The sequence below is a fragment of the Streptomyces sp. NPDC002125 genome (assembly GCF_053593715.1).
The window spans coordinates 73,672-87,212 of the sequence record NZ_JBSFDD010000004.1 but is presented as its reverse complement, the minus strand read 5'-3'; the positions used below and the strand labels follow the sequence as shown (position 1 = coordinate 87,212).

12 protein-coding genes and 1 pseudogene are annotated in these 13,541 nt (G+C 71.0%); 8 read left to right on the top strand and 5 right to left on the bottom strand.

Annotated elements, in window-relative coordinates; translation table 11 throughout:
- From ACWCQM_RS08750 to ACWCQM_RS08735, 4 genes are all read right to left on the bottom strand, one after another.
- Window positions 1-771: an SDR family NAD(P)-dependent oxidoreductase gene (locus tag ACWCQM_RS08750; protein ID WP_450914574.1), complete on the bottom strand. Its 771-nt coding sequence runs from the start codon at window positions 769-771 to the stop codon at window positions 1-3.
- Window positions 772-1,094: 323 nt separating this feature from the next.
- Complete coding sequence (locus ACWCQM_RS08745; RefSeq protein ID WP_450914573.1) at window positions 1,095-1,919, bottom strand: IclR family transcriptional regulator; 825 nt, start codon at window positions 1,917-1,919, stop codon at window positions 1,095-1,097.
- A 108-nt stretch (window positions 1,920-2,027) separates the two neighbouring features.
- A complete protein-coding gene (locus ACWCQM_RS08740) occupies window positions 2,028-2,321 on the bottom strand; it encodes a YciI family protein (protein ID WP_450914572.1) in 294 nt (97 codons plus the stop codon).
- Between the two features lie 41 nt (window positions 2,322-2,362).
- Complete coding sequence (locus ACWCQM_RS08735; RefSeq protein ID WP_450914571.1) at window positions 2,363-3,718, bottom strand: MFS transporter; 1,356 nt, start codon at window positions 3,716-3,718, stop codon at window positions 2,363-2,365.
- Between the two features lie 352 nt (window positions 3,719-4,070).
- On the opposite strand from ACWCQM_RS08735, the gene ACWCQM_RS08730 reads away from it, so the two are divergent.
- The 8 genes and pseudogenes from ACWCQM_RS08730 to ACWCQM_RS08695 all read left to right on the top strand — a co-directional run bounded on the left by ACWCQM_RS08730 (window position 4,071) and on the right by ACWCQM_RS08695 (window position 12,066).
- The gene (locus ACWCQM_RS08730) at window positions 4,071-4,763 is read left to right on the top strand and encodes an SDR family NAD(P)-dependent oxidoreductase (RefSeq protein WP_450914570.1); all 693 of its coding nucleotides are present in this window, start codon (window positions 4,071-4,073) and stop codon (window positions 4,761-4,763) included.
- Between the two features lie 122 nt (window positions 4,764-4,885).
- On the top strand, window positions 4,886-5,665 hold the full coding sequence (locus ACWCQM_RS08725; protein WP_450914569.1) for an IclR family transcriptional regulator: 780 nt from the start codon (window positions 4,886-4,888) through the stop codon (window positions 5,663-5,665).
- A 44-nt stretch (window positions 5,666-5,709) separates the two neighbouring features.
- Window positions 5,710-5,847 (top strand): hypothetical protein, encoded by a 138-nt coding sequence (locus ACWCQM_RS08720; protein ID WP_450914568.1) that lies wholly within the window; start codon window positions 5,710-5,712, stop codon window positions 5,845-5,847.
- Between the two features lie 16 nt (window positions 5,848-5,863).
- Complete coding sequence (locus ACWCQM_RS08715) at window positions 5,864-7,036, top strand: FUSC family protein (RefSeq protein WP_450914567.1); 1,173 nt, start codon at window positions 5,864-5,866, stop codon at window positions 7,034-7,036.
- 130 nt (window positions 7,037-7,166) lie between these two features.
- Window positions 7,167-8,093: an adenosine kinase gene (locus ACWCQM_RS08710; protein ID WP_450914566.1), complete on the top strand. Its 927-nt coding sequence runs from the start codon at window positions 7,167-7,169 to the stop codon at window positions 8,091-8,093.
- 79 nt (window positions 8,094-8,172) lie between these two features.
- Window positions 8,173-8,810, top strand: a pseudogene (locus ACWCQM_RS08705) (glycoside hydrolase family 11 protein).
- Between the two features lie 205 nt (window positions 8,811-9,015).
- The gene (locus ACWCQM_RS08700) at window positions 9,016-9,906 is read left to right on the top strand and encodes an endo alpha-1,4 polygalactosaminidase (protein ID WP_450914565.1); all 891 of its coding nucleotides are present in this window, start codon (window positions 9,016-9,018) and stop codon (window positions 9,904-9,906) included.
- Between the two features lie 528 nt (window positions 9,907-10,434).
- Window positions 10,435-12,066, top strand: a complete 1,632-nt coding sequence (locus tag ACWCQM_RS08695; protein WP_450914564.1) for an MFS transporter — start codon at window positions 10,435-10,437, stop codon at window positions 12,064-12,066.
- Window positions 12,067-12,230: 164 nt separating this feature from the next.
- On the opposite strand, the gene ACWCQM_RS08690 is transcribed toward ACWCQM_RS08695, so the two are convergent.
- A complete protein-coding gene (locus ACWCQM_RS08690) occupies window positions 12,231-13,496 on the bottom strand; it encodes an arginine deiminase (protein WP_450914563.1) in 1,266 nt (421 codons plus the stop codon).
- Window positions 13,497-13,541 lie beyond the last annotated feature (45 nt).

Here is a 13,541-nt window from a genome sequence, read left to right as displayed (position 1 = left end):
TCAGTGGGCGGTGTAGCCGCCGTCGATGACGAGCTCGGTGCCCGTCGTGAACGACGACTCGTCGGATGCCAGGTAGAGCACGCCGTACGCGATCTCGTCCGGCTCGCCCTGGCGTGCGATCGGGTTGCCCTCGACCAGCTGGCGGTAGTACTCGTCGGCGCCGAGCGGGCTGCGCTCGGCCGAGGAACGGCTCATCCGTGTGCGCATGGAGCCGGGGTGGACGGAGTTCACCCGGATTCCGTGCGGGCCGTACACCACGGCGTCCGACTTGCTCAGCAGCCGTACCGCGCCCTTGGACGCGTGGTAGAGCGGCACGTTGCCGCCGCCCGTCAGGCCGTGGATCGAGGAGAAGTTGACGATGCTGCCGCGCCCCCGCTCGATCATGTGCGGCACGACGTACTTGGTGAGCAGCCAGGTGCCCTTGAGGTTGACCCCGATGACGGCGTCGAAATCCTCCTCCGTCGACTCGTGCGAAGGGGCCGGCCGCCCCAGGATGCCCGCGCCGTTGACCAGGATGTCCGGGGGGCCGAACCGGTCCGTCACCTGGCGCACGGTGTCCTCGACCTGTGCCGCGTCGGTGATGTCGAGGGTCCAGTCGGCCACCGACCCGCTCTCCCAGGGGACAGCTGGCGGGGTCCGGTCGAGGTTCGCGACCTGGGCGCCGTGCGCGCTGAGCATGCGGACGACCGCGGCTCCGAGGTCGCCGCTGCCACCGGTGACGACGGCGACCTTGCCGGCAACGCGTCCCGTGTGCTGCCGATCAGTGTTCATACGGATACCTCTCGTTCGGTCCTCGCGGGTCACGGGGTGCGTGCCGCGGTGAGCCGGAGCGCCTCGGCGACGCCCCACTTCGGGTTGGTGAAAGGATTCCGGCCCGCCCGTCCTGGCGTGAGTGGTGCGCGGGCGAATGCGTTCGCGGGAGCCCGCCGAAACCCCGTCCGTGCGGTGGAGGAGCCGGTCACCAGGTCCCCGGGGCATCGCGCGGGGCCGTTGACCCGCCCACGCGCTCCGCTCGCCGGACCCGGTGCGGGTGGCCGTGGAGCGGTGCGATCAGCGTGCTGTGCGGCGGGGGAGACCCACAACACACATTCCGCTCAATGGGAAAGGCGCTGCCTGCCGTCGCCCGGAAGCCGGGGGCCGTGGCTGCGGAGTACGTCCTCGTCGACGGAAGGAGCGCCCATGGCGCGCGAGATCCCGCGGCCCGCCGCCTGCAACGCCGGTACGGGTGCCCGGGGATGGGGGTCGGCGGCCGGGATGACGACGGGGAGCGCCGCGACCACCTCGCCCTCCTCGCCCCGCACCGGGACGGCCACGCCCGTACCGGCCTGACTGATCATCTGGGCGGCCACGACGAAACCCTCGCGGCGCACCTGTGCCAGCAGTGAGCGCAGCTGCGCCGGATCGGTGACGGTCCGGGGCGTGTAGCGGTGCAGCGGCCTGGAGAGCACCTCCTCCTGGAGCTCCAGGGGGCTGTGCGCGAGGAGCACGAGTCCGGCCGACGTGGCGTGGATCGGCAGCCTGCCGGCGATCGTGGTGATGTTCTGCACGGCGCCCCTGGCCGACAGCCGTTCCAGATACAGCACATCGGTGCCTTCCAGCACACCGATCTGGGTGTGCTGGCGCACCACTGTCTGGAGGTCCTCCATGAACGGCATGGCGACCTCGCGCAGATCGAGGGCGCGGGACGAGCGGGAGGCGAGCTCCCAGAGCTGGTACCCCATGCGCACCTGTCTGCCCTCGACGCGGTCGAGCGCGCCGAGCTCGACCAGCTCGTTGACGAGGCGGTGGGCGGTCGCCACCGGGAGACCGGCCCGGCGGGCGATCTCCGACACGGTGAGCGTGGGCGAACCGGACGTGAAAAGCCGCAGGATGCGCATCGCGCGGCTGAGTACCGACTCACCGGCGTTCGACCTGGCCATGAACGGTCACCTTCTGTTCCAGACTGGCACACTTCACGGCAGTCCGGTCACCGCGAGCCCTGGGCCCGCGGTGACCGGCGTCCTTGGTGCGGGACGGTGCGGCCGTTCTCAGAGCTGTGAGGCCAGCTGCCCCAGCACGGGGGTCCACTCCCGTGCGGTGACCTCGCTGACCAGGCCGTGGCGCCGGAACGGGTCGTCGTCGGTGAGTCCGAGCGCCTCGTCCTTGGAGCCGGCGCGGAGCAGGAGGAGCGCACCGGGGGCCTCCTCCGGGCCGAACGGCCCCGAGCAGAGGTTGATGCCACGGTCACCGAGACCCCCCAGGTACTCCCTGTGCGCGGGGCGGTGCTCGTCGCGCCCCGCGGTGTCGTCGGTGTAGGTGTAGATGACGGCGAAGACCGGCATGCCGGTTCCTTCCTCTCGTACGGGCGGGCCCGCCGGCCCGCTCAGCGGCGGGGGAGTGGCTTGCCCAGCTCGGCCAGCGGCACCTTGTGGGTCTCCCGTGCGGTGAGCACCGCGACCGCGGAGACCAGACCGCATGCCGCGGCGAAGACCGCGACGGGGATCCAGCCGGTGACGCCGTCCCCCATGATCGCGAATCCGATGGCCGGGGCGAACCCCGCGAGCAGAAAACCGAACTGGCTGCCGGTCGCGAAGCCGGAGTAGCGCACGCGGGCGGCGAACAGCTCCGAGAAGTACGCGGGCCAGAGGCCGTTCATCCCCGAGTAGGCGAAGCCGTTGAGCAGGACGGCCGCCACGACGATCAGGGAAATGCTCTCCGTGGACACCGCCCAGAAGTAGACACAGACCAGCACCGCGCAGCTCAGTGCGGACGTGATCCACACCGGCCTGCGGCCCACCCGGTCGGAGAGCGCGGCCGACGCGGGCACGGCCACCACCGCGACCGCGTTCGCGGCCACGGACACCCAGAGCATGGTCGACCGTTCGAGACCGACGGCGTCGGACGTGGCGTAGGCCAGGCCGAACACCATGAAGACCGTCTGGAACACGGCGAAGAGCGAGGCGAACATGACCTTGACGACATCGGCCCACTGGGTGCGGAAGAGATGGGCCAGCGGCAGCGGCTGCAGCTCCTCGGCGTCCGCCTCGGCCACGAAGACCGGAGTCTCGTCCAGCCGCCTGCGCACCACGTAGGCGAGCACGATCATGGCGATGGAGAGCCAGAAGGGGACCCGCCAGCCCCAGGACATCAACTGGTCCTCGGGGAGGGCGGCCACGGGGATGAACACGAAGTTGGCCAGCAGGATGCCCGCCATAGTGCCGGACATCGCGAAGCTGGTGAAGAAGCCCCTGCGTCCCTCGGGCGAATGCTCCAGGGTCAGGGTGCTGGCCCCCGCCGCCTCGCCGCCGGCCGAGATGCCCTGGCCGAGACGGGCGATCACCAGCAGGACCGGGGCGATGATCCCCACCTGCTCGTAGGTGGGCAACAGGCCGACGACCAGGCTCGACACGCCCATCATCAGGAGCGTGAAGACCATGACCTTCTTGCGGCCGACCTTGTCTCCGAAGTGGCCGAGGATGATGCCGCCGAGCGGGCGCGCGGCGTAACCGACGCCGAAGGTGGCGAGGGCCGAGATGGTGCCCACCGCCGGGTTCCCCGAGGAGAAGAAGAGGGTCGGGAAGACCAGGGCGGCGGCAGATCCGTAGATGAAGAAGTCGTAGTACTCGAGCATGCTGCCGAGGAACGCGGCGAGTGCGGCCTTTCTGGGCTGTGCTCGAGGCGGTGCGGAACGGCCGCCCGGTGGACGGGTGGCGGTCGGGGTGGGGGTGTGCGCGGACATGGATCCTCCGAACGCGGCTCGCGGAGAGAGTTCCTGTGTGGTTCGCATGCGATGGCCGGATGAGCGTGTCCGCCGTCACACGGGCCGCGATACAGCCATTCCGTCCAATGGGAAACTTTCCGATCCCCCGGGCGCCCCGCCCGCCGCAGGGCGTGGCAGATGTTCACCCGCTGATTGTCCCGCTCAGCAGGACAGACGTCAGCGAGCCTTCACTCCCCGATTGGTAGGTGTATCGTGCATTAAAAAGGTGTTCGAAGGCAGCGATGTGAGGCCCTTCGGTTTCCCGCTCCAGTCTTGTCCCTCAGGGAGGGACGGTGGGTGGGTGTCAAGGGTACGGTGAGGAGCAGAGAACATGGCAGACGGACGGGTGCAGGGCAAGATCGCCGTCATCACCGGTGGCGCGCGGGGCATCGGAGCGGAGATCGGGAAGATCCTCACCGCCGAGGGCGCCACCGTCGTGGCGGCCGACCTCGCTCCCGCCGACGGCGTGCCCACCGCCGCCGAGGGCGGTCCGGCCGCCTACCGGCGGATGGACGTCACCGACGAGGCATCGGTGCGCGCGGCGTTCGACGACATAGCCGCCACCTACGGCCGGATCGACATCCTGGTCAACAACGCCGGCGTGCCGGGGCCGATCAAGCCCTCGCACGAGGTCGAGGAGAAGGAGTTCGACCTCCTCTTCGACGTCGACGTCAAGGGCGTCTGGCTGTGCACCAAGCACGCGGTGCGCCACATGCTGGAACGGCGTTCCGGCAGCATCGTCAACATGTCGTCGATCTACGGGCTGGTCGGCGGCGCCCGTATCCCGCTCTACCACGCGGCCAAGGGTGCGGTCCGGCTGATGACCAAGGCGGACGCCGCCACCTACGCCACGTCGAACATCCGGGTGAACTCCGTGCACCCGGGCTCGATCGAGACCGAGTTGAGCAAGTCGCTCTCCGCCGACCCGTCGCCCGAGGCCGCCGCCTACGCGCAGCGGATGCTGGACAACACCCCGGTCGGCCACCGCGGCACGCCCGAGGACATCGCCTACGGGGTGCTCTAACTGGCCTCGGACGAGTCGCGCTTCGTCACCGGCACCGAGCTCGTGGTGGACGGCGGTTACTCCGCGGTCTGACCGGCCCGGAATCATGGGTACCGGGCGCCGCACCACGAACACGGCACCCCATGAACTACCGAGAGGATCCCGTGGCCGACGCCAAGAGCTACATCATCGAGTCATTGGACACCGGACTGCGCCTCATGCGGCTCTTCCTCACCCATGACACCCTGTCGGTCACCGACGCCGCCCGGGAGCTCGACGTGGCCCGGTCCACCGCGCACCGGGTGCTCAGCACCCTTGAGGCGCGCGGCTTCGCCACCCGCGACGCCCCGGGCCGGGGCTACTCCGCGGGACCCGAACTCGTCACGCTGGGGCGCCCGGCCGGATACGGGCCCGAGATCAGGGCACGCCTCCAGCCGGTGCTGGACGCGGCGGCCGCCGCCACCGGGGAGACCGTCAGCACCGCCGCGCTCATCGGCGACCAGGTGATCATCACGGACGGCAGGGAATCGCCCCACCCGGTGCGCGCCGTCCTGGAGACCGGCCGCGCCCACCCCGCGCACGCCACATCGGCGGGCAAGGCGCTGCTCGCCCAGCTCACCACCGAACAGGTCTGCGCCCTCTATCCGGACGAGCGGCTGCCCGGTGTCACCGGCCGGACCCTCACCTCCCGGACCGAGCTGCTCGCCGAGCTGGCCCGCATCCGCACGCTCGGGCGCGCCGACAGCGCCGGCGAGTCGGTCCGGGGGATGAACGCCGTCGCGGTGCCACTCGCCGGCAACAGCTGGCGCGACCGGCTCGCCCTGATGGCGTCCATGCCGGCCGACCGGGGCGGCGAACCCGAACTGGCCCAGCACGCCGTGGAACTGCGCAGGGCCGCGCTCCGGCTGCCGCCGCCCGCCTGAACCCGCGTGATCGGTCTGCGGGCGGGGCGGCGCCCCTCATCGCAATGAAGGAGAACGCTCCCCACCTGATCCGCCGCCCGCACCATCCCGAGCGGAGCGCGGTGGCCGCCGCCCGCCGGGCCGTCCGCCTCTACGCGGACCTGCCCCCGCACTCCGGGGTGGCGGCGCTGCACCGCGCGTGACGAAGCCGGCCGCGCGGTGCGTGCCGCCTGGAGCGTCCTCCGCTCCGCACGAGGACGCGGTGCCGGGACCGCCGTACACCGCGCGCTCGGGGAGGAACTGCTGCGCACCGAGTCCGTGTTGGCCCGCACCCTCGTGGCCGACCGCTTCCCGGGCGTCACCGCGCGGCACTGCGGGGCGCGCGGCAGCCATGTCGACCCGCCTCCGGAACAGCTGCCGAGGCGCGCCCTGGAACGGCGCCTCATCGGCGTACTGGTGGTGGCCGCGGTTCGGAGGCTGGAGCCCTCCAGGCCGCAGCAACTGGCTCTCCAGCTCGTGGCGGTGTTCGGCATGAACCTCCTGCTGAGCAGGCAGTACACGCTGGCCGCGGTCTCCGTGACGGTGATGGCGATGATGGCGAACACCGCGTCCTCGCCCGGACTCGTGGTCGCGGACCTGTTCGCCGACCGTGTCGTCGAGACCCTGCTCGGCTGCTCGGTGGCGGTGGCCCTCCTGTGGACCACCGGACGGCGCGGACCGAGGCTGGCCCAGACCCGCCAGTACCACCGGACGGTGAGCGCCGTCGCCCGGCTGCTGGACTGCGTCGACCGGGGCGAACAGGCGTCCCGCGAGGCAGGTGTGGCCGGGCGCGATGTCGCCCACGAGCTCGAACGGCACACCGCGATGCTCACCCGCGCGATCGACGACGACCCGGCGCTGTCCGCCTGGCTGCCCGTCGACCGGGCGCTGGGCCATCTCTCCCACGACGCTCTCGCCGCCGTCCGGCACCCTCGCGCGGCCACCGCACTGTCGGCCGGCACCGCCCGGGACGCGCTCCTGCGCATGCGCCGGGACCAGGACCCTCGGGCCACGGATCCGGCGGACGCGGCCCGTTCGGAGGACGGTGTGGACCAGGCCCGCCGGGCTCTCATGGCGGTCCCTCCCGCCGGCCCGGACCCTCCCGCACCACTTCCTCCGGGCAGGAGGGCGGACTTCAAGATCTTGCGCAAGGAACTGAAAGACCTTGCAGAAATCCTTGACGGCAGCACGCGGGGAGCGGCAGGCTCCGACACGTTCCCCCCACGGCAGCCTGGCGCGTGGCTGTCTTCGAGGGCACCGCTGTGCCCTGTCGTCGAAGACGACGGGACCTTCCGTACGACCCTGCCGGCCCGTGGGGCGCTGGCCCTGCACGCCGGAGCCCGGACGGACTGACCGCCCGGACCAGGCACACCGCCGGTGCGCGGGGCGGAGTCACCTCCGTCCCGCGCACCGGCGGCGGTCACGGCCACCGGGCCGAGGACCATGACGCACGTTCACCGACCCGAGAGGCCCGACCAACTCCATGCGCAAGCAGACCGATGTCCTCGTCCTGGGCGGCGCGGGCGTGGACACGATCGTCCATGTCCCCGAACTCCCGCTCCCCTTCGCCGACAGCCACATGATCAGGCCGGGCATCGAGACCCGCGCGGGGCAGAGCGGGGACTTCGTCTCGGTCGGGCTGCACGCCCTCGGCCTGAGGACCCATCACCTCGACATGCTCGGGGACGACCACGAAGGGGAGCTGGTTCGCGCCCTCCACCTCGACCGGGGCATCCCGCTCACCGCCGTACACCTCCCGGCCGGAACCAAGCGCGCGGTGAACCTCGTCGGCCCGGACGGGCGGCGGCTGTCCCTCTACGACGCCACCCGTACGCCCGACACGGAACGCTTCGACGAGTCCACGGTCCGCGCACTCGCCACCGACGCCCGCCACGCACACGTCGTGATCACCCAGCCGTGCGATCTGGCTCTGCCGACGCTCCGCGAGGCCGGCGTGACCGTCTCCACCGATCTGCACGACTGGGACGGCGCCAACCCCTACCACGAGAGCTACGCCCTCCAGGCGGACACCGTATTCCTGTCGACCACTGCCCTGGCCGACCCGGAGCGCACCATGCGTGACATCGAGGCCCGGGGCAGGGCCCGGATCGTCGTCGCCACCGCCGGCGCCGAGGGTTCGTACCTGCTGTACGACGGCGAGCTGACGCACACACCGGCCGTCACCCCGCACGCCTCGGTGGTCGACTCCAACGGCGCGGGCGACGCCTTCGCCGCGGGTTTCCTCCTCGGCCTGCTGAACGGCGAACACCCGCGGCGCGCCGCGTTGTTCGGAGCGGTGGCCGGCGCCTACGCCTGCACCGTGCCCTCCACGCGCACCGATTCCATCGGGCGCGACGCGCTCCTCGCCCGGGTCGAGGAGCTGTCGCCCGAGGAACTGATGTTCAAGTAGACCTCGAAAGTATTTCGAAACTTTCGACCCCCTCGTTCGAAACCTGATCCCGGAACTATGCACTCGGAGCGGGGCATTCATCGGCCGGGCCGGTGCCCTGGCGCTGGCGACGTCCGGGCTGATGCTGCCGAGCACCGCGCACGCCGACACCGTCATCACCACCAACCAGACGGGCACCAACAACGGCTACTACTACTCGTTCTGGACCGACGGCGGCGGCTCGGTCTCCATGAACCTGGCGTCCGGCGGGAGTTACGGCACCTCGTGGACCAACTGCGGCAACTTCGTCGCGGGGAAGGGCTGGGCCAACGGCGCCCGCAGGACCGTCAACTACTCCGGCAGCTTCAACCCGTCGGGCAACGCGTACCTCACGCTCCACGGGTGGACGGCCAACCCGCTCGTCGAGTACTACATCGTCGACAACTGGGGCACCTGCCGGCCCACCGGAACGTACAAGGCACGGTCACCAGTGACGGTGGTACGTACGACGTCTACCAGACGACAAGGGTCAACGCCCCCTCCGTCGAGGGTACGAAGACGTTCAACCAGTACTGGAGCGTCCGGCAGTCGAAGCGGACGGGGGGCAGCATCACGGCGGGCAACCACTTCGACGCGTGGGCCCGTTACGGGATGCCGCTGGGCAGCTTCAACTACTACATGATCATGGCGACCGAGGGCTGTCAGAGCAGCGGGAGTTCCAGCATCTCGGTGAGCTGACGCGCTGTTGGAAACCACGGCGGCGCGGCGGCCCCAGGTCGCCGCGCCGCACGCGGATGCCCTGAGCCTGTTCGGGCTGGGGCCTTCCATGACCGTAGGAGGGCTGACGGACCTCCTGGCCCGACCCGTGTTCCGGTACCCGGCAGACCGGGCCCGGAGGTGATGACGGAGGATGGACAGATCCTCTTCGACATCTGGAGCACGTGTGGCCGCCCGCGATCTTCCCCCGCTTCCTGGCCGCAGGCGCACGGCGGGCGGTGTGGCCGCACTCGTCACGGCCGTGCTGGGGGCGAGCGTGCTGTCCGGCTGCGCGGCCGAGGACGGCCCCTCCCGCGATGCCGCCGCCGAGAAGACCCCGGCGTCCGTGGACGTGCTGCTGCCGGCGGCTGGTATGGCGTTCGACTACCAGATCGGCGGCCGCTACCCGCCTGCCGACGGGGTGCGCGCGGTGTCCCGCGACCGTGAGGACGAACCGGCCCCCGGCCTCTACAACGTCTGCTACGTCAACGCCTTCCAGACGCAGCCCGGGGCCCTGGACTGGTGGCAGGACGACCATCCCGACCTCCTTCTCACCGACGACGACGGGGAACCGGTCATCGACGAGGGCTGGGACGAAGTACTCCTGGACACCTCCACGGCCGCGAAGCGCGAGCAACTGGCGGAGATCGTCGGGGAATGGATCGACGGCTGCGCCGAGAGCGGCTTCCAGGCGGTGGAGCCGGACAACCTCGACTCCTTCGAGCGCTCCGGCGGCAGGCTGACGAAGGCGCACAACGAGGCGTTCGCCAGGACACTCGCCGAGCGGGCGCACGGCGACGGCCTCGCGATCGGACAGAAGAACACCACCGACCTGCTCGACCGGCACTCCGCGATCGGCTTCGACTTCGCGGTGACGGAGGAGTGCGCCCAGTTCGACGAGTGCGACGCGTACGCCGACGCGTACGACGGCCGGGTCTTCGCCATCGAGTACGAGGGCGAGGGCGACGTCGGCTTCGACGAGAGCTGCTCCGCCTGGGGCGACAGGATCTCCCTCGTCCTGCGCGACCTCGATGTGCTCCCCGAGGGCGAGAAGGGCTACGTGTTCCGTCTCTGCTGAGCACCGCGCGGCTCCGTCGCCCCAGTCGCGGGGGACGCCGCGCTGCTCCCCGGTGACCTGCTCCGGCCAGGTGGTCCCGGGCCGGTCGCCGACCGTTCCCTCCCGGGGCGCGGCGCGTCCGTCACCAAGTGAAGCGTCTATACGTTCTGAAACTTTCCTTGACAGCCCATAAAGCTTATGACAATTTCACTCCTCAATCGGCTGGTGAAGCCGGTCGCAGGGTGCCGCGCTGCCGGTGCGGCTCCTGCCCACCTCTGGAGGGGCCACGTGGCGTGTTCACCCGCTCCCGGTGCCGACGGCCCGGTGCCCCCTTCGTTACGGCCACCGCGACCCAGGGCCGCCACTCTCGCCCTCCTGAGCTGAGTTCCGGCCCGCACCGCCCGGCCCTGCCGTCGCCCCACCCGGGGACCTCGCCCTGTCGCGTGGTCGTACCGGCATGCCGCGATCCGGACGCCCCGGTGTGCCGGAGCCGACCGGCCGGTGCGGCGCGCCACGGCCATCTCCCGCACGGAACAAAGGAGTTCACGCATGAGCCATGTCAGCGAGCCGTACAGAACCGCGGCCGAGGAGGCCGCGCCCCCCGAGTGCCCCGCTCCGGCCGTCCGTTCCCCGCGCTACCGGGCCACCCTCGTGGCCGGCTTCGTCGCCGTCCTGGTCGCCCAGCTGGCCAACGCGCTGCCCGGTGCGCTCAACGGCACCTTCCAGCAGGAGTTCCAGACCGCCGGTACCCAGCTGACCTGGATCACCGCCGCCTTCTCGATCCCGCTGGTCGTCTTCGAGCTCACCTTCGGTGTCCTGGGCGATCTCTGGAGCCGCCGCAAGCTGCTCTTCGGCGGCGCCGTGCTCACGGCGATCGGCGCGCTGGTCTGCGCCACCGCACCCTCCGTACAGGCGATGTGGGTGGGACAGGCGATCGGCGGTCTCGGCGCGGGCGTCCTGTTCCCCATCTCGCTCGCCCTCATCGCCGCCGTCACCCCGACCCAGCACGCCCGGTCAAGAGCGATCGCGGTCTGGGCCGGATTCCTCTCGGCAGGCGCGGCGATCTCGCCCCTGCTGGCCGGTCTCTTCGCCGAGTACGGCTCGTGGCGCGGCTCCTACATCGTCGTGGCCGCACTGGGCCTGGTGACCTTCGGGCTCACCTTCGGCGCCGCCGACTCCTGTGCCCCCGAGGGCCGGAAGCTGGACATCCCGGGCCAGGTGACCCTCGCCGTCGGTCTGATCGCGGTCATGTACGCCGCGGTGCAGGGCTCGGAGGTCGGCTGGAGCCGTCCCGAGATCATCGGGGCCTCCACGGTGGGCGCCCTGCTGCTCATCGCGTTCGTCGTCATCGAGGTGCGCACCGACCCGCCTCTGCTGGAGCTGGCCCTGTTCAGGAACCGGGCGTTCACGATCTCGTCGCTCGTCGCGGTGATCGGCATGTTCAGCTTCCTGGGCATCTGCTTCGCGACGAGCATGTGGGTCGGAGCGGTGCAGCACCAGAGCCCGCTCAAGCTGGGCTTCCTTTTCCTCTTCATCCAGGGCCCGGCGTTCGTCCTCATCCCGGTGATCTCGCACCTGATCAGAAACGTGTCACCCCGGTGGGTACTCACCTCCGGGTTCGTCCTCGTCGCGCTCGGCGGCTTCATGTGCGCGCGCTTCGACGTACGGGACATGGAATGGACCCAGTTCATCGTGCCGCAACTCTGCGTCGGTGTGGGATTCGCACTGACCGTCGGGTCGATCACCGCCGTCGCCATCAACTCGGTGCCGATCGCCTACGCGGGCATGGCGAGCGCGACGACGAACCTGCTGCGCGACCTAGGCTTCGCCCTCGGGCCGGTCGTCGTGGGCGCGGTGGCGCTGAGCAGCGCGGGCGACGCCTTCATGTCGGCCCTGCCGGGCGCCGGACTCCCGCCCGAGGAGCTGGGGGCCGCCATGGGTATCGGGCAGGAAGCGGGCCCGCTCGCGGTCAACAGCCTCCCGCCGGGCACCCCGGGGGCCGCGGCGCAGTCGCTCGCACTGGACGCACTGGGTGACGCGCTCTCGCTGTCCTTCCTGGTCTGCGCCGTCGCCGCGCTCGCCGCAGCCGCCCTGACCCTCTTCGGCCTCATCGGATCGGGCGGGTCCCAGGGCCTCGACACCGCCGACGAGGCTCACCGGGCGGCCCCGGCGCCCGCGTAGAGCCGACCCGCCGGAGGCGGTTCCGGCACCGCACGCCGTCCCGCGATCGCGACCGTGGGACGGCACCGGCGTACCCGGCCGGGCGCCCGGCTCGGTGAGTGCTGGGGCCCGCCTCCCCTCGCCGGAGGACAGTGAGTGACGAGGCCTCAGGGCCGCGCGCCCGCTCAGAACTCCACCGGCTCGCGGATGAGCGGGCACGTCATGCAGTGCCCCCCGCCCCGGCCGCGCCCGAGCTCCGCGCCGACGATCGTGATGACCTCCACGCCCGCCGCGCGCAGCAGATCATTGGTCTGGGTGTTGCGGTCGTAGGTGAACACGACCCCGGGTTCGAGGGCGACGGCGTTGTTCCCGCTGTCCCACTGCTGGCGCTCGGAGGCGTACACATCGCCGCCCGTCTCGATCACCCGCAGGGAGGACAGCCCCAGGCTCCCCGCCACGACGTCGGTGAAGGCCCGGGACCCCTCGTCGGTCACCTCCACCCCGGGGGACCTGTCGCTCGGACGGAGGGAGAACGTGTGGACCGCGTCCATGATCGTCGGGTAGACGGTGACGATGTCGCGGTCGGCGAAGGTGAAGACCGTGTCCAGGTGCATGGCTGCCCGCAGTTTGGGCATCGCCGCGACGACGACGTGCTCGGCGGCGCCGTGTGCGAACAGCGACGCCGCGACCTGGGTGATGGCCTGCCGGGAGGTGCGCTCACTCATCCCCATGAGGACGACACCGTTGCCGACCGGCATGATGTCGCCGCCCTCGAAGGTGGCCTGGCCCCACTCCTGCTCGGGGTCGCCCCACCAGACCTTGGCTCCGGTGAAGTCCGGGTGGAAGAGGTAGACCGCCTTCATCAGCAGTGTCTCGTCGTGACGCGCGGGCCAGTAGAGGGGGTTGAGCGTCACCCCTCCGTACAGCCAGCAGGTGGTGTCGCGGGTGTAGAGCGTGTTGGGCAGGGGCGGCATCAGATATTCGCGCGCCCCCGTGGACTCGCGCGCCAGGGCGAGATAGCCGGACCGGTAGTCGTCGGGCAGGTCGGCGGTGGCCAGCCCGCCGATCAGATACTCGGTGAGCTCACGCGGTTCCAGCGACTCCAGGTAGGCGCGGGTCGCGTCGATGAGCCCCAGGCCCACCTCATTGGCGGTGATCTTGCGGTCCAGGAGCCACGACCTGGCCGCGGGATCGGCGACCGTTCGCGCCAGTACGTCGTGCAGCTCCACGACCTCGACGCCGCCCTGCTGGAGCTTGCCGACGAAGTCGGCGTGGTCGCGCTGGGCGTTCTCCACCCACATCACGTCGTCGAAGAGCAGGTCGCCGGCGTTGCCCGGGGTGAGCCGCCGGTGGGCGAGGCCCGGTGCGCAGACGAGCACCTTGCGCAGCTTGCCGACCTCGGAGTGGACGCCGTGCACGGCAGGCGCGCCGGAGGCGGAGGTGTTGGTCATGAAGGGCTGCCTTTCGGCCGGGAAGCGGACACGGGGAGTACGGAC

Excerpts from the sequence above, each read along its gene's own strand:
- ACWCQM_RS08750 (WP_450914574.1), bottom strand. The coding sequence starts at position 771 with ATGAACACTGATCGGCAGCACACGGGACGCGTTGCCGGCAAGGTCGCC.
- ACWCQM_RS08745 (WP_450914573.1), bottom strand. The coding sequence starts at position 1,919 with ATGGCCAGGTCGAACGCCGGTGAGTCGGTACTCAGCCGCGCGATGCGC.
- ACWCQM_RS08740 (WP_450914572.1), bottom strand. The coding sequence starts at position 2,321 with ATGCCGGTCTTCGCCGTCATCTACACCTACACCGACGACACCGCGGGG.
- ACWCQM_RS08735 (WP_450914571.1), bottom strand. The coding sequence starts at position 3,718 with ATGTCCGCGCACACCCCCACCCCGACCGCCACCCGTCCACCGGGCGGC.
- ACWCQM_RS08730 (WP_450914570.1), top strand. The coding sequence starts at position 4,071 with ATGGCAGACGGACGGGTGCAGGGCAAGATCGCCGTCATCACCGGTGGC.
- ACWCQM_RS08725 (WP_450914569.1), top strand. The coding sequence starts at position 4,886 with ATGAACTACCGAGAGGATCCCGTGGCCGACGCCAAGAGCTACATCATC.
- ACWCQM_RS08720 (WP_450914568.1), top strand. The coding sequence starts at position 5,710 with ATGAAGGAGAACGCTCCCCACCTGATCCGCCGCCCGCACCATCCCGAG.
- ACWCQM_RS08710 (WP_450914566.1), top strand. The coding sequence starts at position 7,167 with ATGCGCAAGCAGACCGATGTCCTCGTCCTGGGCGGCGCGGGCGTGGAC.
- ACWCQM_RS08695 (WP_450914564.1), top strand. The coding sequence starts at position 10,435 with ATGAGCCATGTCAGCGAGCCGTACAGAACCGCGGCCGAGGAGGCCGCG.
- ACWCQM_RS08690 (WP_450914563.1), bottom strand. The coding sequence starts at position 13,496 with ATGACCAACACCTCCGCCTCCGGCGCGCCTGCCGTGCACGGCGTCCAC.